This window comes from Stenotrophomonas sp. 93052_Sma, from assembly GCF_056481145.1.
On sequence record NZ_CM151134.1, the window covers coordinates 4,044,879 to 4,062,953 of the forward strand.

Genomic DNA, 18,075 nt, shown 5'->3' on the forward strand with positions numbered 1-18,075 from the left:
CATTCTAGCGCAGCAGGCCGAGGGTCGCAGCCCTCGGCCTCTTCCAGCGACGCGCGGTCAATCCAGGAACAGATCCGGCAACAACGGCCGCGACGGATCCACCGCGTATCCGGAAAGATCGGTGATACCGGCCTGTGCCAGCACTTCATCGTCGATCAGGAACTGGCCGTGGAAGCCGGCCGCTTCACGCACCAGCACCGCATGTGCGGCATCGGCCATGATCTGCGGCGTGCGGCAGCCAGCCGCATCCACGCCCGGAATCATGTTGATCGCATCGGTGGCGATCACCGTGCGCGGCCACAGCGCATTCACCGCCACGCCCTGCGGACCGAATTCGGCGGCCAGGCCCAGGGTGACGAAGCTCATGCCCATCTTCGCCAGCGTGTAGCCGGTGTGCGGTGCCCACCACTTCGGCTCCAGGCTCGGCGGCGGCGCCAGGGTGAGGATGTGCGGGTTCGGCGCCTGCAGCAGGTACGGCAGGCAGGCCTGCGCACACAGGAAGCTGCCACGCGAATTGACCTGCTGCATCAGGTCGAAGCGCTTCATCGGCGTATCCAGCGTGCCGCGCAACCAGATCGCGCTGGCGTTGTTGATCAGGATGTCGATGCCACCGAAGGTATCGACCGTGGCCGCCACCGCCGCCTGCACCTGCTCTTCCTCGCGGATGTCGCACTTCAGGGCCAGGCCCTGGCCGCCAGCCGCCGTTACCGCTTCGGCCGCGGTATGGATGGTGCCCGGCAGCTTCGGGTTCGGCACCGACGACTTGGCCGCAATGGCCACATTGGCGCCGTCGCGCGCAGCGCGCAGTGCGATGGCCAGGCCGATGCCGCGCGAGGCACCGGTGATGAAAAGCGTTTTGCCCTGCAGACTGCCCACGTTCCACACTCCAGCGTATGCAATGAGCCGCTAGTATGCCGCGCCGACGCGGAGTTCACCTGTCCTTGACGATACTCGGGCCTCCAGACAACGCACGAGGTCCACGCCATGCGCCGTTCCCGCCTGTTGCTGCCTGCCCTGGGGCTTGCCCTGCTGACCGCCTGCCAGGGCCGTTCGCCGGAACCCGGAAAGGAGCCGCCCGCCGGTGACGCGCCCAGCGCGGAGAAGGCCGCCGCCGACGGCAAGCTGCGCTGGAGCGAGGCGGTGGTCTGGGATGGCGATCTCAATGCCTGCCGCCAGGGCGAGAATGCTGCGACCCGCGATTGCCTGCGTGATGCGATGCGCGCCGGTGGCGCCAGTACCGATGCCGTTACCGCCGCCGAGCAGTTGTCCAGCGGCGGTGAGCTGGCCTATGTAACCGCCTGGCACGAGAACGAAGGACTGGGCATTGCCACGGTCGAGTATCCGTTCCGCGCCAACACCAACGAAGGCACCCGCCTGGTCGACGCCAGCGGCAAGCGCATCGATGTGGATGCCGTGCAATTGGACGACACCCTGCGTGCCGACCCCGCCGTGCAGGAACTGCTGAAGGCCAACCCGCAGGCCACGCCGTTCGCCCCGGCGCAGTCTGCCGGGGCCACGCCACTGGAGAATGGCGGCATCCGCGTGATGTATCGCACGCCACTGCGCGACTGCCACGCCTGCCCGGATGTGGGCCAGCTGCAGATCGCCTACGACTTCGACGCCAAGCGCAACTTCATCGGCCAGCAGGTGGTGCCGGCGACGCCGTAAGGTCACCGGCGTCTGTAGAGCCGAGCCATGCTCGGCTCATTGAATGCAGCCGAGCATGGCTCGGCTCCACATCATCGCCACTAGCAAGACCCTTCACTCGAATTCGCAAGAATCGTCCGCGACGTCCACCGGCTCTTCGAGGCCGGCCATCCGCACATCGTGCTTGTTTCCACCAGAACCCTTCATTGCCACCTCAGGCATAGCAGACCAAGCTTTCAATTCGAGGAGATATCAGCTCGGCACCGTCCCAGCGGATGATTTCCAGCTCCAGCAGACGGTCGTTTGCGTCCGCATGAAGAATCGGCGTGAGTTCAGCACCATCTGCGTCCTGCATCTGCAGCTCGACGGGATACGCGTGCTGGCCTTGGTACGGAGGACGCTCATATCCGGAAATGACGAATCCCACCCGAGCTCCACCAAGACCCATTTCCACGGCCGCTGCGAGAGCAAGGTCGGCGTGAAGCTGCGAGGCAGAGGCCTCAGGCAGATGAGATGCCACAGCCTCGATCAACTGCCTTTCAAAGCAGGAAACAGCACGCGTCGGATTGCTCATCGCATCGTTGATCTCAGGGTTGCTCCCGTACCGACTCACCGCGCCCCCCGGCCCTGCTTACATCGCGTTGGACTGGTGCTGGAGTGCCGCATGCAGAATCCACGTTTCAGTGACACTTGGCAATGACCGACGAGCATGTAATGGATCGCAAACTGCATCCACGCATGGCGTGGATCTACCGGTACGCCTGCACCTGCTTCCTCAGCAGATGCGGCACGATCAACCGATGCACCGGCGCGACCGGCAGCATGTACACGCGCCCGAACGCGTTGTGCGTATGCACCACCGTCGCCACCTCCAGCACGGCGCCCTGCCACTGCAGGGCTAGCTGCACACGCAGGTGGCGATCGTCGTCTTCCAGCACGATCGCATCGTCAGTCAGCGACTGCAGGGTGAAGATGCCCAGCCGCTGCCCGGGTTGAGGATCCGCAACATCCTGCACCGCACGCAATGAGCCCAGGTGCTTCATGCCGAGCAGGCGCATGCCGTGGTTGCGCAGCGCCATCAATCCGTCGAACCAGCCGGGAATGGTCGCGGCCATATCGCGATAGGCCTGCAAGGCCGAGCGTCCATCACGATGGGTCGTCGCCTGGCAGGCGTGCACGAAGTCGGCGCCGGCCAGCTGTGGGCGCAGGACGCTGCCCGCGCTTGGCGGGCCGGTCGCCACCTGCGCAGGGCTCACGGCTTCGGCCCCTGCCCCTCGTTGTCTTCCCAATGCAGGATGCGGCGGGTGACGAAGCGGTAGACCGGCTTGCCGGTGGCGAACCACAGTTCGCGCACCCACGAGGTGCGCTTGAGCACGCGCTTCTCCACCGGGGTGAGCGACTCGCGGCAATACATGCGCTTGTGCTTGAGCAGATGGCGCAGATCCTCGCGGGCCAGCAGGCGCATCCAGCGCGAGCGCGGGTTGCCGATCACCGCCAGCTGGAAGTCGATCAATGCCGGGCGGCCATCGTCGGTGACCAGCCAGTTGGCTTCCTTGGCCAGATCATTGTGTGCCACGCCATTGCGATGCAGCTGCTGCAGCAGCCGACGCGCCGAGCGGAACCAGGCCAGATCGCCACGCGGCGGGCGCTGGTACATGGCATCACCGGCCATGAAGCTGCGGTCGAGTTGACGGCCATCCCAAGCCAGCAGCTGCGGCACATCGGCCATGCCGTGGATGTGGCGCAGCGCCGCGCTTCACGGCGGGCCAGCCACCAGGCCGGCAGCCGCAGCCACAGCGGCGTGGCGCCCAGGTCACGGCGCACGAAGGGACCGGCAGGCCCTTCCACAAGGAGGATGCGACCGAAGCTGTCGGCCTTCAGGGCGTGCGAGGGCGTGTCTGGCGAATGCGGCATGTGCCCATTCTAGGCGATGGCGCCGGTTGCAAACGGTCACGAAGCGGCTGGGAACCAGTCACCTTCACGCCCCTATAATCGGGCAATGGACTCTTCATGGATCGACGCCACCCTTGCGTGGATTGCCGCTCACCCCGTGCTGGCGGGTGCCGTTATCTTCCTCATCGCCTTCTGCGATGCGGTGATCATTCTCGGTGCCATCGTGCCGGCCCTGCCGCTGCTTTTCGCGGTGGGCGTGTTCATCGGCCTGGGCCAGATCTCCGGGCCGTATGCGGTGGCGGCGGCGGCGCTGGGTGCGTTCGCCGGTGATGGCATCAGCTACTGGATCGGCCGCCGCTGGGGCGACCGCCTGCGTGGCGTGTGGCCGTTCAGCCGCTACCCGCAGCTGCTCGACCGCGGCGAGAACCTGTTCCGCCGCAATGCCTTCAAGAGCATCCTGATCGCACGCTACGTGGGCGCTATCCGCCCGTTCGTGCCGGCCATCGCCGGCATGATGAAGATGCCCGCCAGCCGCTATGTGCAGGCCAGCGGTATCGCCAGCATTTCCTGGGCGGTGCTGTTCCTGGCCCCGGGCTGGATTCTCGGCGAGGCCTACGACGCGGTGGCTGCGGTGGCTGGGCGACTGGTGGTGGTGGTCGGCCTGCTGGCGGTGATCCTCGGCCTGGTCTGGGCCATCGTGCTGTACGGCTACCGCTGGTCGGCCGCACGCATGGATAACTGGCTGGCACGCCTGCTGGACTGGTCCAACCGCCACCCGACGCTGGGTCGCTACACCGTCGGCGTGCTTGATCCCAAGCGCCGCGAATCGGTGCCGCTGGCGATGCTGGCGTTGATGCTGCTGGTACTGGGCTGGGGCTGGTTCGCGCTACTGACCGTGGTGGTCGCACACGGCGAGCCGCTGGCGATCGACCTGCTGGTGCACCAGGCCATGCTGGCGCTGCGCAACCCGCTGGCCGACTACCCGATGGCCGCACTGGCATCGCTGGGCGCCTGGCAGGTACTGCTGCCGGCCACCGCGGCGGCGATGGGCTACCTGATCTGGCGCCGACGCTGGATGGCGGCCGCGCACTGGCTGGCCGCGCTTGCCTTCGGCCTGGCGCTGACCATGCTGCTCGGTGCCACCGTGGATGTGGTGCGCCCGGTCGATGCCAGCAGCGGCTTTGGCTTCCCGTCGGTGTCGGTGACCATGGCCACCATCACCTTCGGTTTCTTCGCGGTGCTGATCGCCCGCGAGATGCCCGGTCGCACCCGCGTCTGGCCGTACCTGGTGTCGGGCATCGTGGTCAGCCTGATCGGCTTCTCGCGCCTGTACCTGGGCGCGCATTGGCTGAGCGATGTGATCGGCGGCATGCTGTTCGGCACGTTCTGGCTGCTGGTGCTGGGCATCGCCTACCGCCGCCGCTTCAACCGCTCGTTCTGGGTGAAGCCGGTGGCCTGGCTGTTCTACGGCGTCTTCGCCGTGGCGGCGATGTGGTACGCGCCGCGCCACATTCCGGTGAAGCTGGAGCGGTTCGAGCCGACCCTGCCGGCACCGCAGGCGATGGATGCGCAAGCCTGGTGGCAGCACGACTGGGCCACGCTGCCGGCGCGCCGCAACGAGTTCGACGACGACCAGCGCTGGCCGCTGGACGTGCAGGTGGCGGGCCCGCTGGCGCCGCTGCAGGCGCAGCTGGAAGCCCGCGGCTGGAAGCGGCAGGAGCAGGCCGGCTGGCAGCAGGCGCTGCTGATGCTGGACAAGAACACCGGCGCCGACGAGCTGCCGGTGTTGCCGGCGACGCTGGACACCCGCGTGGAAGCACTGCTGATGGTGCGCCAGGGTGCGAAGCCGGATGAGCGCTATGTGCTGCGCCTGTGGCCGGCACCCGCGCAGCTGCAGCCGGGCAACACGCCGCTGTGGCTGGGCAGTGCACAGACCCTGCGTTACGAGCGCCACTTCGAATGGATCGGCATGTGGCACCCGCTGCGGGGTGTCGACCCGGCGTTGAACGCGGTGAAGGACGCCGTGCAGGACCTGCCGCAGCGGGAGGATGTGCACAGCGAAACCGGGCTGCCGGTGTTGCGGTTGAAGACCATGCCGTGATCGAGCCGGTGCTTCTCTGGTAGTCGCCAACCTTGGTTGGCGCTTCGGTGAAGGCTGCCAACCAAGGTTGGCATCTACCGGTTCCGGCGCTCTGGCCGTCGCCAACCTTGGTTGGCGTTTCCCGGTTCCGCTGCGCTCCGGCCGTCGCCAACCCTGGTTGGCGTTTCCCGGTTCCGCTGCGCCCTGGTAGTCGCCAACCTTGGTTGGCGTTTTCCGGTTCCGCCGCGCCCTGGTAGTCGCCAACCTTGGTTGGCGGTTTCCGGTTACGGCATCCAGCCCAGCAACTGCTGCAATCGCTGGTGTGGGTCGTCCATCTGCAGCAGCTGCAGGCGCTGCTGCTCGCTCAGCGGCAGCAGTTCGGCCAACCGCCAGCCGACCCAGCTGGCCTGGTCCAGCAGTGCCGGGCTGGCGGGCGCATAGGCGTCGCCCGCCTGTTCGATGATGTGACCCAGCACCGTGGCCAGCAGCGCATGCTGCGGCCGTAGCTCATCGTCCGGGTCTTCATCACACCAACGCACGTCGGCCACCACCAGGCCGTTGTCGCGTACGCGGGTGCGCTCGACATGGAAGCGGCGGGTGCCACGCAGGCGCAACTGCAGAACGCCGTCGGCGCCGACATCGAAGTCTTCGATGCGTACCTGCACGCCATAGGCGGCCGGCGTTGCCGGTGCGCCGACTTCCTCGCCATCGAGGATCAGACAGACACCAAACCCCTCACCACTGCGGCCGCTGTCGCGGACCAGGTCCAGATAGCGGCGCTCGAATACACGCAGGCCCACCGCCGCACCCGGCACCAGCGTGGTGTGCAGCGGAAACAGCGGCAGCGAACCGTCGACGCTCATCGGGCCTGCAGCGCGGCCAGGAAACGGCGCGGCGCGCCGTCGAAGCCACCATTGGACATGAACACCACGTGGTCACCACTGCGCGCTGGCCTGCAATTGCGCCAGCAACGCGTCGGTATCGGGCACCGCGTGCGCTTCGCCACGCACCGCGGCGATCACCGCAGCGGCATCCCAGGCCAGTTCCGGGCGATGCAGGAACACCACTTCATCGGCCAGCGCCAGCGACGGAGCCAGCGCCTGCGCGTGTGCGCCCAGTCGCATCGAATTGCTGCGCGGCTCCATCGCGACCACGATGCGCGCATCACCCACCTTGGCACGCAGGCCTTCCAATGTGGTGGCGATCGCGGTCGGGTGATGGGCGAAGTCGTCGTAAATGGTGATGCCGTCATGCTGGCCGATCACTTCCATGCGGCGCTTGACGCTGCGGAAGCGCGCCAGCGCCGGAATCACCTCGGCCGGCGCCACGCCCACTGCATGCGCGGCGGCCAGCGCGGCCAGGCCGTTGAGCACGTTGTGACGGCCCAGAAGCGACCACTGCACATCGCCCATTGCCTGCCCGCGGTGATGCACGCGGAAGGCGCTGCCATCGGCGGCCAGCAGCTCGGCATGCCATTCCAGCGACGGATCGAATCCGAAGCGTTCGACCGGCGTCCAGCAGCCCATCGCCAGCACTTCGGCCAGATGCTGATCCTCGCCGTTGACGATCAGTCGGCCACGCGCCGGCACCGTGCGCACCAGATGGTGGAACTGGCGCTGGATCGCGGCCACGTCGGGGAAGATATCGGCGTGGTCGTATTCAAGGTTGTTGAGGATGGCCACCAGCGGCCGGTAGTGCACGAACTTGCTGCGCTTGTCGAAGAAGGCGGTGTCGTACTCGTCGGCCTCGACCACGAACTCGCGGCCCTGGCCCAGGCGGGCGGAGACGCCGAAATCCTCGGCTACGCCGCCGATCAGGAAACCGGGTGAACGACTGGCGCTTTCCAGCAGCCAGGTGAGGATGGTGGTGGTGGTGGTCTTGCCGTGGGTACCGGCCACGGCCAGGGTGTCGCGGCCCGGCAGCACCTGTTCGGACAGCCACTGGGCGCCGGAGATGTAGCGCTGGCCGGCGTCGAGCACGGCCTCCACGGCCGGGTTGCCGCGCGAGAGCGCGTTGCCGATCACCACCTCGTCGGTACCGGCCGGCACGCTGTCGGCGCGGTAACCCTGATCCAGGGTGATGCCCAGCTGTTCGAGCTGGGTCGACATCGGCGGATAGATGGCCTGGTCGCTGCCGCTGACCGTATGGCCCAGTTCCCGCGCCAGGGCGGCCACGCCGCCCATGAAGGTGCCGGCGATTGCAAGGATATGTACGCTGCTCATGACCGAGGATTGTGACCGATGACGGCTGTATAGGGCCAATGTCCGATCCGGGGTAAGACAAGTCCTACACAGGATGTGAGAAAACTCCAATCATCTGTCAGGGAAATCCCGATAGCGATGTTCTGTGAACCCGGACACAATTCGAACTGCCAGCCGCAGTACCCGAACCGGTCCTACTCCCCAAGAGGCCATCCCCAAGGGAGCTCATGCTGCGGGGCCCTGAGCAAGCCCTCTGCTGGCGCCTATCAAACGACACAGGCCTGGTCCTCGCGGACCAGGCCTGTGCTTTTTGCACCCGAAGGACCGGCAGTGCACCGGCCCTGCAGGATCACCCCTTGATCGCCGCCAGGATGCGGGCTTCGATCTCGTCCAGCTCACCGACGCCGTCGACGCGGGCCAGGGTGCCACGGCCGGCGTAGAAGTCGACCACCGGGGCGGTCTGGTCGTTGTAGACCTGCAGGCGCTGGCGCACCGCTTCCGGCGTGTCATCGGCGCGGCCCTGTTCCTTGGCACGACCGGCGATGCGCTCGACCAGCAGCTCGGTGGCCACGTCCAGCTGCACCACGGCATCCAGCGGCTGGCCGATCTTGGCCAGCAGGCCGTCCATCGCATTGGCCTGGGCCACATTGCGCGGGTAGCCATCGAGGATGAAGCCCTTGGCGACATCGGCCTGGGTCAGGCGCGACTCCAGCATGCCCAGCAGGATGTCGTCCGACACCAGGTTGCCGGCATCCATCACCGTCTTGGCCTGCTTGCCCAGCTCCGTGCCCGCGGCGATTTCCGCGCGCAGCATGTCACCGGTCGAAATGTGGGCGATCCCCAGCTTTTCCTTCAGGCGCGTCGCCTGTGTCCCCTTGCCCGAACCGGGCGGTCCCAACAGAACCAATCGCATTGACCTGACTCCAACGTGTTGAAAACAAAGAAGGTTCGCGTCCCGGACGGACCGGTATCGCTGCACCGCAATAGCGCCACTTTACCGCATCCGGGTAATGTCCCTGCAATGTCCCCTCCCCCGAGCAGGTAGAAGCATGCGCAACGGTACTCTCCTCTACGCCCAGTCCGGCGGTGTCACCGCGGTCATCAACGCCACGGCGGCGGCGGTGATCGAGCAGGCCCGGGCCAAGGGCATCAAGGTTCTGGCCGCCCGCAACGGCATCCTCGGCGCCCTGCGCGAGGAGCTGATCGACACCAGCAAAGAGAGTGCCGCCGCGATCCGCGCGCTGGCCCATACCCCGGGCGGCGCCTTCGGCTCGTGCCGGGTCAAGCTGAAATCGCTGGATGCCGACCGCGCCCGCTACGACCGCCTGCTGGAAGTGCTGCGCGCACACGACGTGCGCTGGTTCCTCTACAACGGCGGCAACGACTCGGCCGACACCGCGCTGAAGGTCTCGCAGCTGGCCAAGGCCTCCGGCTACGACCTGACCTGCATCGGCGTGCCCAAGACCATCGACAACGATCTGGCGGTGACCGACACCTGTCCCGGCTTCGGCTCGGCGGCCAAGTACACCGCGGTCTCGGTGCGCGAGGCGGCGCTGGACGTGGCGGCAATGGCCGAGACCTCCACCCGTGTCTTCATCTACGAGGCCATGGGCCGCCACGCCGGCTGGCTGGCTGCGGCCGCCGGTCTGGCCGGCAACGGTGATGACGAAGCGCCGCACATCATCCTGCTGCCCGAACGCGCCTATGACGAAGCGGCGTTCCTGGCCAAGGTCAAGGCGGTGGTCGAGCGCGTCGGCTACTGCGTGGTGGTGGCGTCGGAAGGCATCGCCACCGCCGATGGCCGCTTCGTCGCCGACGCCGGTGGCGGCAAGGACTCGTTCGGTCACTCGCAGCTGGGCGGCGTGGCCGCGCACCTGGCCGGCCGGGTCAAGGACCAACTGGGCCTGAAGGTGCATTGGGCGCTGCCCGACTACCTGCAGCGCTCGGCCCGCCACCTGGCCAGCAAGACCGACTGGGAGCAGGCGCAGGCGGTCGGCAAGGCCGCCGTGCAGCTGGCGCTGAAGGGCCAGAACGGTGTGATGCCGGTGATCGTGCGCAGCAGCGATGCGCCCTATCGCTGGAAGATCGAAGCGGCGCCGCTGTCGAAGATCGCCAATCATGAAAAGAAGATGCCCGCCGGCTTCATCCGCCGCGACGGCTTCGGCATCACCGCCAAGGCACGCGCCTACCTGTCGCCGCTGATCAAGGGCGAAGCCCCGCTGCCCTATGGCACCGACGGCCTGCCGAAGTACGTGACGCTGAAGAACGTGGCCGTGAAGCAGAAGCTGCCGGCCTTCGAGGGCTGAGCCGAAAAAGGGGACGGAGGGGATTAAGTCGTATACGCCCCTTTGTGTTGAGCCCTGTGCGGAGCGCAGGGCACATTGCGGCGGCCGCCGAAGCACCCCACAATCGGGCTCCGGCCCGGGGCAAAGGGGCCGCCGCAAGCCAGATTCGACGCTGCCCGGCCTTCAAGGCCCGGGCCTGTGCTGCCATTTCACAAGGACTGTAACCATGAAGCACCCGATCCTGATCGCCGCGCTGCTGTGCGGTGCCGCCGCGCCGGCCTTCGCTGCGACCTGCGAAAGCAACTTCCAGAAGAAGGGCAATCCCTTCGTCGGCACGACCTTCACCTCATCGGTCACCCATCCAGACCTGACCGTGGCCAGTGCCATCGGCCAGATGCGGGTGATCGCCAAGAACGCCAACATGGACGTCCTCAGCGAGGACGTGGAAGGCGGCTCGATGCTGATCGAAGAGCCGGAATCCATGGCCCACAAGCCGATTCCGATGATCATCAGTGCCACCTCCGAAGGCGGCCAGGGCACCGTCGGCATGGTGGTGAAGGTCAACAAGGGCGCCATTGCCTCGGCCGATGGCGTGCGCGAAGAAATGTGCAAGCTGCTCAACCAGATCAAGCCGGGCAAGGCTGGCGAACAGGCAGCCAAGGCCACTCCGCAGGCGTCGGTGGTAACGATTGCCGCCGACCGCTTCGGCTTCCAGCTGCGCAACCAGAACAAGGACAACCCGGCCGCGGTCGAGCCGCGCTACAAGGGCAAGACCTACGCCATCACCGGTCGCATCACCTCCGTGCTGCGCAGTGGCGGCACCTACAACACCAGCTTTGACCTGCCCAGCGATGGCAGCATCGACTTTGAGCGCGTGGCCATTTCCTGCTCGTTTGCAGCCAACCAGGCCGCGTATGCGCTGGCCCTGCGCCCGCGCGAGAAGGTGACGCTGACTGGTGTGGTCGACAGCTACGACCAGATTGGTCGTGTGTTGTGGTTGAAGGACTGCCGCGGCAACTGATCGCTGCCAGCATGGGAAAAGGCCCGGGTGCGCAGGCGCCCGGGCCTTTTCGTTTCCACAGCGGTTCACACCTGGCGCACGTGCATCGCAGGATGATGGATACCCCGTCCGGAGGTCATCATGGCACTGCGTGTTGTTCGACTGGGTACGCCGCGCCACCCCGGCGAAGGGCTGCGTATCGGTACCGTGCGGCGACCACCGCGCGGCGTACCACGCAGCGAATTCGCGACACAGGACTGGTACGACGTCTGGTTCCCGCCCCTGTCACCCAGCGCGGAACTGGTAAAGCGGGCGCACGAAGCGAAAACTGCGGCCGACTGGAATGCGTTCTTCCGCCACTACAAGGCCGAGATGAAGGCGCCGGACGCGGCCCACGCGCTGGACCTGCTGGCCGCGATGTCACAGCACAGCGACATCAGCGTGGGGTGCTACTGCGAGGATGAAGCGCATTGCCATCGCAGGGCCCTGCGAGAGCTGCTGGTGGCGCGCGGGGCGACGCTGGCGGAGTGATTGCAGGGGAGCCGGCCAGCGGCCGGCACTACCAGGTTGCCCGCCGGGCATGGCCCGGCACTACCGATGCGCAGCGAAGTAGATCCACGCCATGCGTGGATGCGCAGCGCCGGGCACGTCAGTAGATCCACGCCATGCGTTGATGCGCGCTGCTGGACGGCCTCAATTGCAGGCCTTGCCTTCCATCTGCAGCTGCGCGGCGAACATCGTCACCTGCGGAATCTGGCCGGCAGCGGCCTGCTTCTTGGCCTCTTCCAGATAGATGCGCGACTGGCCCTGCCCGTCCAGCTCGACCTTGTTGTTCGACGGCAGGCGCCACACGCGCACCACGGCCTGCTGTGCCGGGCAGGCGGCGCTGGGCACGCGGATCACATCATTGAGCTTCCAGCCCTTGTCGGCGCTTGGCTGCGCCTTGGCATAGTCGACGAAACGCGCGCGGCTGGCACTGCTCGCTGGTCCGCACCGGCGCGAAGCGATACGGCTCGGCCGCCTGACCGGTGAAGGCACCTTCCAGGCGCGCGCAGGCCTCGGGAATCTGCCGCAGGGTATGCACCGCGCCCACGGCCTGGGGGGCACCCACGGCGCGCTGCAGCTCCGGGGTTTCCGCGGCGAGTGCCGGTACGGCCGGGACCAGGGCGGCAAGCATCAACAGGGACAGGCGCATGGGGAATCTCCTACGGGACTGAGCGCAGGCTTGCAGAGGCTGGCTTAACGGGGTGCAAAGGCCTGTGGCTTTCGAATCATGCCCATGGACTGGCGGCATGCGGCGGGGCTCGTAAAAACCAGTCGAGCACGGCTCGACTCTACAGTGCGCGGCACGCATACTGCGGGCACCAGGGAATGCTGAACACCGCCATACGTCGGACGACCACCAAGGTCGGTACGGGTTGGTTCCAGGCTGCAGCCCGTCGTCCCCCTCGTGGTGCCGTTCATCGCCACTGGATGCCTACATCCATTCTGCGGAGGGGTCTAATGCTGGAACGTCACGGGCTGTCATTGGCGCTGGGCTGCGCCATTCTCGCGATCCTGTTCGGAATCGTCTCGGCGCGCTGGATCCTGCGCCAACCCACCGGCAATGAACGCATGGTCGCGATCGCCACCGCGATCCAGGAAGGTGCGCGTGCCTACCTCAACCGCCAGTACCTGACCATCGGCGTGGCCGGTGTGGTGCTGTTCGTGCTGGTCGGTGTGTTCCTCAGCTGGTACACCGCGATTGGCTTCGCAGTCGGCGCGGTGCTGTCCGGTGCGGCCGGCTACATCGGTATGAACGTGTCGGTACGCGCCAACGTACGCACTGCCGAAGCTGCACGCCACGGCATCAGCGCCGCAATGGACGTCGCCTTCCGCGGCGGCGCCATCACCGGCATGCTGGTGGTCGGCCTCGGCCTGCTGGGCGTGGCCGGCTACTACGCGCTGCTGCTGCGCATGGGCCTGCCGATGGAACAGGCGCTGCATGCCCTGGTCGGCCTGGCCTTCGGTTCCTCGCTGATCTCGATCTTCGCGCGTCTGGGCGGCGGCATCTTCACCAAGGGTGCCGACGTCGGTGCCGACCTGGTGGGCAAGGTCGAAGCCGGCATTCCCGAAGACGATCCGCGCAACCCGGCGGTGATCGCCGACAACGTGGGTGACAACGTGGGCGACTGCGCCGGCATGGCCGCCGACCTGTTCGAGACCTATGCGGTCACCGTCATCGCCACCATGCTGCTGGGCAGCCTGATGCTGGCCGAGGCCGGCGCCAATGCAGTGCTGTATCCGCTGGTGCTGGGCGGCGTATCGATCATCGCTTCGATCATCGGCGCACTGTTCGTCAAGGTGAAGCCAGGCGGCTCGATCATGGGCGCGCTGTACAAGGGCGTGATCGTCTCCGGCGTTCTGGCCGCCATCGCCTTCTACCCGATCACCACCGGGCTGATGAGTGACAACGTGCATGGGCCGATGGCGCTGTATGGCTGCGCATTGATCGGGCTGGTGCTGACCGGCCTGATCGTGTGGATCACCGAGTACTACACCGGCACCCAGTACAAGCCGGTGCAGCACGTGGCACAGGCCTCGACCACTGGGCATGGCACCAACATCATCGCCGGCCTTGGCATTTCGATGAAGTCCACCGCGCTACCGGTGGTCGCGGTGTGTGCGGCAATCTGGGGCGCGTTCGCGCTTGGGGGCCTGTACGGCATCGCCATCGCCGCCACCGCGATGCTGTCGATGGCCGGCATGATCGTCGCCCTCGATGCCTATGGACCGATCACCGACAACGCCGGTGGCATCGCCGAGATGGCCGAGCTGCCCTCGGAGATCCGCGACATCACCGATCCGCTGGATGCGGTGGGCAACACCACCAAGGCAGTGACCAAGGGTTATGCGATCGGCTCTGCGGCACTGGCGGCACTGGTGCTGTTCGCCGACTACACCCATAACCTGCAGGCAGCACATCCGGGGCAGGAATTCCGCTTCGACCTCAGCGACCACACGGTGATCATCGGCCTGCTGATCGGCGGCCTGATTCCCTACCTGTTCGGTGCGATGGCGATGGAAGCGGTCGGCCGCGCCGCCGGTGCGGTGGTGGAAGAAGTGCGCCGCCAGTTCCGCGAGATCCCCGGCATCATGCAGGGCACCGGCAAGCCGCAGTACGACAAGGCGGTGGACATGCTGACCCGCTCGGCGATCCGCGAAATGATCGTGCCCTCGCTGCTGCCGGTGGCGGTGCCGGTGGTGGTCGGCCTGCTGCTGGGGCCGCGCGCATTGGGCGGCCTGCTGATCGGCACGATCGTGACCGGCCTGTTCGTGGCCATTTCGATGACCACCGGCGGCGGCGCCTGGGACAACGCCAAGAAGTACATCGAAGACGGCCACTTCGGCGGCAAGGGCAGCGAGGCGCACAAGGCGGCAGTGACCGGCGATACCGTCGGCGATCCCTACAAGGACACCGCCGGTCCGGCGATCAATCCGCTGATCAAGATCATCAACATCGTGGCGCTGCTGCTGGTGCCGCTGCTGTAGATCCACACCATGCGCAAACCCGTAGAGTCGAGCTTGCTCGACTGCTTCTGGCCCACACCGCAAGAGCGGTCGAGCAAGCTCGACGCTACGAGGTCAACGCCCGCGCAGGAAGAACGACACCGGCACCATCACTTCCACCGGGTCGCCGGCCACTTCGGCCGGCGGCGCCGGTACCGGGCTGGCCCGCTGCACGGTGTCCAGCGTCTCCTGGTCGAGCAGCGCGAAGCCACTGCTGCGGCCCAGTTTCAACCCCGAGACCGCGCCATCGCGGGCAACCGCAAAGCGCACGTAGACCACACCCTGCTGGCGCAGCCGCTCGGCCTGGCGCGGATAGCGGCGGTGTTTCTGCAGGTGCCCGAGCAGGCGTCCTTCCCAGGTCGCCTCGGCACGACTGCGCTCACCCGCCGTGGTCTGCGGTGCGGTGTAGCGTGTAGCCGCATCAGCCGCCACCTGCGGCGGTGCGCTGGTCTGCGCGACGTTGGCGTCAGCGGTGTCCGGCGACGGCGTCGGCTCCGGTGTACGCGGCGGCGGCAGGTCACCCTGCGGCTGCACCGGCGCCTTGGGTTGTTCACGCAGGGCCGGCGTCGGCGCCTGCCGCTGTTGTTGCTGCTGCAGCGGCCCGGTCGCGACCTCGCGCGGCGGCACCGGCGGTGCCTGTGCCATCGGCGCCAGTTCCAGCATCAGCGCCGCAGGCGGAACCGCAGCCGTCAGCGCCGGCGCACGGGCCGCCCACCAGCAGGCCGCGCCGATCAACAGCGCATGCACCAGCAGCACGATCGCCAGGCTGGTCGCCCAGCGCCGCAGTCCACTCATCGTGCGCCCTGCTCCAGGCCGACCAGTGCCACCTTCAGGTAGCCGGCCGCGCGCAGCGCATCCAGCGTGGCCATCAGTTCGCCATAGGGCACACGGGTATCGGCACACAGGAAGATGCGCTGCGTGGTGTCACTGTGAGTGGCCGCCTGCAATGCAGCCGCCAGGCTGTCGCGCGCCACGGCCTGTTCACCAACGCGCAGCGACAGATCGGCCTGGACGGTCACGTACACCGGTGCCTGTTCCGGCGGCGTGGCACTGGCATTGCTGGCCGGCAGCTGCACCGGCACCGACACGGTGGCCAGCGGTGCGGCCACCATGAAGATGATCAGCAGCACCAGCATCACGTCGATGAAGGGCGTGACATTGATCTCGTGTGCTTCTTCCGGCACATCGTCGCGGTCGGACGCGGTCCTGATCGCCATCGACGCGCCTCAGTGCACCGCACGCAGCGGCGCCGCTGCGGTACGCGGAACGGCACGATCGAGATCGCGCGAGACCAGTTGCTGCACAGCCGCGGACAGATCGCCGAGCAGACCCCGCAGGCCGGCCAGCACACGGCTGAAGTGGTTGTAGACCAGCACGGCGGGAATCGCTGCGACCAGACCCAGCGCGGTCGCCAGCAGAGCCTCGGCGATGCCGGGCGCAACCACCGCCAGGTTGGTGGTGTTGCTGTGCGCGATGCCGATGAAGCTGTTCATGATGCCCCACACCGTGCCGAACAGGCCGACGAACGGCGCCACCGCGCCGATGCTGGCGAGCACGCCGATGCCGCGTCGCTGCACGCGCGCGGTTTCCAGTTCAATGCGGTCCAGGCGCGAGGCCACGCGCTCCTTGATGCCGTCGCGGCTATCCAGTTCCTGCGACAGGCGCAGTTCGGTGCGCGCTGCGTCCAGCATGGCGAGTGCGGTACCCTGCTGCATACTGGCGTCGGCGCTCTCGCCGGGCAGGCTCGGCGCCTGCAGCAGCAGCGCACGCGCTGCGCGCAGCTGCCGTGCCTGGCGGGCCAGTTCCCAGCCCTTGGCCAGCAGCACGGTCCAGGTGGCCAGCGACGCCAGCGCGAGCGCGATCATCACCGTTTTCACCACCACATCGGCGGCCAGGTACATGCCCCACGGGGTCAGTGCAGGAGCAGCCACGGGGGCCAGGTCAGCAGGCAGCATCGTCTCGTTTTCCATCAGCATCAGGGGTCGCTGCACGGCGGCGTACCGTGCGCGGATCATTGGCGTCGTCCACTTCCACGACCGGGTTGGGCTCCAACCGCGGTGCGGGCCGACTGAGCACGTAGCCGGCGCTGACCGCGAAGAACAGGCCCACGCCGAGCAGCAGCCGCCAGGACGGATGTGCGCCCCAACAGAACAGCGCGAAGCCCACCGCCATGCCGGCGCTGGCAAACGCCTTGCCCTTGCGCGACACCGCGCCCTGCTCACGCCACAGCCGCAGTGACGGGCCGTAGCGCGGGTGCGCCAGCAGGCGTTGCTCGAACTTCGGCGAACTGCGCGCGAAGCAGCCCACGGCCAGGATCAGGAAGATGGTGGTCGGCATCACCGGCAGCAGCGCGCCGATCACCCCGAGGCCGACCATCAGCCAGCCCAGCGCGAACCAGAGCCAGCGCATCAGCGTTGCGCCGATAGGCGGGAGGCGTGCATCAGGCGAATTCCACTTCAACGTGACCGTGCACGCTGCGGAACGCTGCATCGGCCGCATCGATCACCTGCTGCTCCTGCTCGGCGCTCAGCGGCACCGCATCCAGCGCAGCGGTGAATTCACGCCAGTGGCGCGCCGCGCCATCCGGGTGTGCGGCCAGGTGGCGGGCGCCGAAATCACGATCCAGGCCGAGCTTGGCAGCCATCTTGTACAGAATGGTGCCGCCGAGATTGGAGCCTTCGGCCACATACAGCCACCCCAATGCGGCGGGTAGCTCCAGATCGGACGGCAACGCCGCGATGTCGGCCCCCGGCAGGGTCTGCTCCAGATCCTGCAGGTCGCGCGCCACCTGGGTCAGGCGGCGGCGCTCGCCCAGGTCCGGCAGCAGTGCATCCAGCGCAGGGTTGGCATACAGCGCATCGATACTGCGGTGGAAGCGATACTGCACGCGCAGGAAACGGGCGAAGTTGCTGCGGTCGGCGAAGATGTCGCCGGCCATGATGCGCTTGTCCAGCGCGCCATGGCTGTCGCGGGTGGCGGCCTTGAGCCGCAGGCTGCGGCTGTCTTCAGGGGCGATGTGTGCGTTCATGGGGGGTGCCAAGGGGGTCGTCCTGCTGTAGACGTTCGCCACGGGGCTTTCCCCAAGGCCATGTGCACCGATAATGGCGTATCCCTTCTTCCCGCAGGAACCGACGATGATCACCACCGAACCGCGCATGACCAACCTGTTCCTGCAGCTGGGCCTGGATGCCAGCGCCGAGGGCATCGCCCGCTTCATCCGCGAACACCAGCTGGCCACCGATGTGGAAGTGGTCGAAGCGCCGTACTGGAACGATGCCCAGCGCCAGTTCCTGTCCGAGTCGCTGCAGGCCGATGCGGCATGGACCACGGTGGTGGATGAGCTGAACGAGTCGCTGCACGAAGATGCCGTGAAGGCGGCGACCGGGCTGTAACCGGCCGGAGGAAGGCGCCGGGCATAGC

At 67.2% G+C, this 18,075-nt stretch carries 17 protein-coding genes and 3 pseudogenes; 7 read left to right on the forward strand and 13 right to left on the reverse strand.

The window, feature by feature from the left end; genetic code table 11:
* Positions 1 to 57: 57 nt before the first annotated feature.
* Positions 58 to 876, reverse strand: coding sequence for an SDR family oxidoreductase (locus ACZK2V_RS18945; RefSeq protein WP_071228178.1), 819 nt, complete (start codon positions 874 to 876; stop codon positions 58 to 60).
* Between the two features lie 108 nt (positions 877 to 984).
* Between ACZK2V_RS18945 and ACZK2V_RS18950 the strand changes: the two genes are divergently transcribed.
* Positions 985 to 1,668 (forward strand): hypothetical protein, encoded by a 684-nt coding sequence (locus tag ACZK2V_RS18950; protein WP_049421699.1) that lies wholly within the window; start codon positions 985 to 987, stop codon positions 1,666 to 1,668.
* Positions 1,669 to 1,861: 193 nt separating this feature from the next.
* Here the strand turns inward: ACZK2V_RS18950 and ACZK2V_RS18955 are convergent, their stop codons facing one another.
* The 3 genes and pseudogenes from ACZK2V_RS18955 to ACZK2V_RS18965 form a co-directional block, all read right to left on the reverse strand.
* The gene (locus tag ACZK2V_RS18955) at positions 1,862 to 2,221 is read right to left on the reverse strand and encodes a DUF6984 family protein (protein WP_049421701.1); all 360 of its coding nucleotides are present in this window, start codon (positions 2,219 to 2,221) and stop codon (positions 1,862 to 1,864) included.
* 175 nt (positions 2,222 to 2,396) lie between these two features.
* Positions 2,397 to 2,903 (reverse strand): DUF2867 domain-containing protein, encoded by a 507-nt coding sequence (locus tag ACZK2V_RS18960; protein ID WP_329811287.1) that lies wholly within the window; start codon positions 2,901 to 2,903, stop codon positions 2,397 to 2,399.
* Positions 2,900 to 3,561, reverse strand: a pseudogene (locus ACZK2V_RS18965) (serine/threonine-protein kinase). The gene ACZK2V_RS18960 and the pseudogene ACZK2V_RS18965 overlap by 4 nt, the downstream one beginning before the upstream one ends.
* 85 nt (positions 3,562 to 3,646) lie before the next feature.
* Between ACZK2V_RS18965 and ACZK2V_RS18970 the strand changes: the two are divergent.
* Positions 3,647 to 5,641, forward strand: a complete 1,995-nt coding sequence (locus ACZK2V_RS18970; RefSeq protein WP_049421707.1) for a bifunctional DedA family/phosphatase PAP2 family protein — start codon at positions 3,647 to 3,649, stop codon at positions 5,639 to 5,641.
* Between the two features lie 263 nt (positions 5,642 to 5,904).
* Here ACZK2V_RS18970 and ACZK2V_RS18975 read toward each other — a convergent pair whose 3' ends face one another.
* The 3 genes and pseudogenes from ACZK2V_RS18975 to ACZK2V_RS18985 form a co-directional block, all read right to left on the reverse strand.
* A complete protein-coding gene (locus tag ACZK2V_RS18975) occupies positions 5,905 to 6,483 on the reverse strand; it encodes an LON peptidase substrate-binding domain-containing protein (protein WP_049421709.1) in 579 nt (192 codons plus the stop codon).
* Positions 6,480 to 7,842: pseudogene (gene mpl / locus ACZK2V_RS18980) on the reverse strand (UDP-N-acetylmuramate:L-alanyl-gamma-D-glutamyl-meso-diaminopimelate ligase). The gene ACZK2V_RS18975 and the pseudogene mpl overlap by 4 nt, the downstream one beginning before the upstream one ends.
* A gap of 328 nt (positions 7,843 to 8,170) precedes the next feature.
* Complete coding sequence (locus ACZK2V_RS18985; protein ID WP_032128385.1) at positions 8,171 to 8,734, reverse strand: adenylate kinase; 564 nt, start codon at positions 8,732 to 8,734, stop codon at positions 8,171 to 8,173.
* Positions 8,735 to 8,870: 136 nt separating this feature from the next.
* Here ACZK2V_RS18985 and ACZK2V_RS18990 point away from each other — a divergent pair, with 136 nt between their 5' ends.
* The 3 genes from ACZK2V_RS18990 (at position 8,871) to ACZK2V_RS19000 (ending at position 11,637) form a co-directional block, all read left to right on the forward strand.
* Positions 8,871 to 10,127 (forward strand): 6-phosphofructokinase, encoded by a 1,257-nt coding sequence (locus ACZK2V_RS18990; RefSeq protein WP_049421714.1) that lies wholly within the window; start codon positions 8,871 to 8,873, stop codon positions 10,125 to 10,127.
* A gap of 205 nt (positions 10,128 to 10,332) precedes the next feature.
* On the forward strand, positions 10,333 to 11,127 hold the full coding sequence (locus tag ACZK2V_RS18995) for a hypothetical protein (protein ID WP_049400701.1): 795 nt from the start codon (positions 10,333 to 10,335) through the stop codon (positions 11,125 to 11,127).
* A 120-nt stretch (positions 11,128 to 11,247) separates the two neighbouring features.
* Positions 11,248 to 11,637 (forward strand): DUF488 domain-containing protein, encoded by a 390-nt coding sequence (locus ACZK2V_RS19000; RefSeq protein ID WP_049421719.1) that lies wholly within the window; start codon positions 11,248 to 11,250, stop codon positions 11,635 to 11,637.
* 162 nt (positions 11,638 to 11,799) lie between these two features.
* Here the strand turns inward: ACZK2V_RS19000 and ACZK2V_RS19005 are convergent.
* Positions 11,800 to 12,301 (reverse strand): annotated as a pseudogene (locus ACZK2V_RS19005) (hypothetical protein).
* 308 nt (positions 12,302 to 12,609) lie between these two features.
* Here ACZK2V_RS19005 and ACZK2V_RS19010 point away from each other — a divergent pair.
* Positions 12,610 to 14,637, forward strand: a complete 2,028-nt coding sequence (locus ACZK2V_RS19010; RefSeq protein ID WP_111202757.1) for a sodium-translocating pyrophosphatase — start codon at positions 12,610 to 12,612, stop codon at positions 14,635 to 14,637.
* A 93-nt stretch (positions 14,638 to 14,730) separates the two neighbouring features.
* On the opposite strand, the gene ACZK2V_RS19015 is transcribed toward ACZK2V_RS19010, so the two are convergent.
* From ACZK2V_RS19015 to ACZK2V_RS19035, 5 genes are read right to left on the reverse strand one after another with little or no spacing between them, the layout of a single operon-like run.
* The gene (locus ACZK2V_RS19015; RefSeq protein ID WP_071228168.1) at positions 14,731 to 15,450 is read right to left on the reverse strand and encodes an energy transducer TonB; all 720 of its coding nucleotides are present in this window, start codon (positions 15,448 to 15,450) and stop codon (positions 14,731 to 14,733) included.
* Positions 15,447 to 15,872: a TonB system transport protein ExbD gene (exbD, locus tag ACZK2V_RS19020; RefSeq protein WP_486322676.1), complete on the reverse strand. Its 426-nt coding sequence runs from the start codon at positions 15,870 to 15,872 to the stop codon at positions 15,447 to 15,449. Before exbD ends, ACZK2V_RS19015 begins: the two co-directional genes overlap by 4 nt.
* Before the next feature lie 9 nt (positions 15,873 to 15,881).
* On the reverse strand, positions 15,882 to 16,610 hold the full coding sequence (gene exbB / locus ACZK2V_RS19025; RefSeq protein WP_107431601.1) for a tonB-system energizer ExbB: 729 nt from the start codon (positions 16,608 to 16,610) through the stop codon (positions 15,882 to 15,884).
* Positions 16,597 to 17,064 carry a YbaN family protein gene (locus tag ACZK2V_RS19030; RefSeq protein ID WP_121504430.1) on the reverse strand — a complete coding sequence of 156 codons (468 nt, stop codon included), beginning with the start codon at positions 17,062 to 17,064 and terminating at the stop codon, positions 16,597 to 16,599. The genes exbB and ACZK2V_RS19030 overlap by 14 nt, the downstream gene beginning before the upstream one ends.
* A gap of 31 nt (positions 17,065 to 17,095) precedes the next feature.
* Positions 17,096 to 17,683: a biliverdin-producing heme oxygenase gene (locus tag ACZK2V_RS19035; protein WP_049400694.1), complete on the reverse strand. Its 588-nt coding sequence runs from the start codon at positions 17,681 to 17,683 to the stop codon at positions 17,096 to 17,098.
* 106 nt (positions 17,684 to 17,789) lie between these two features.
* On the opposite strand from ACZK2V_RS19035, the gene ACZK2V_RS19040 reads away from it, so the two are divergent.
* Complete coding sequence (locus ACZK2V_RS19040) at positions 17,790 to 18,047, forward strand: DUF2789 domain-containing protein (protein ID WP_006390068.1); 258 nt, start codon at positions 17,790 to 17,792, stop codon at positions 18,045 to 18,047.
* Positions 18,048 to 18,075: the final 28 nt, after the last annotated feature.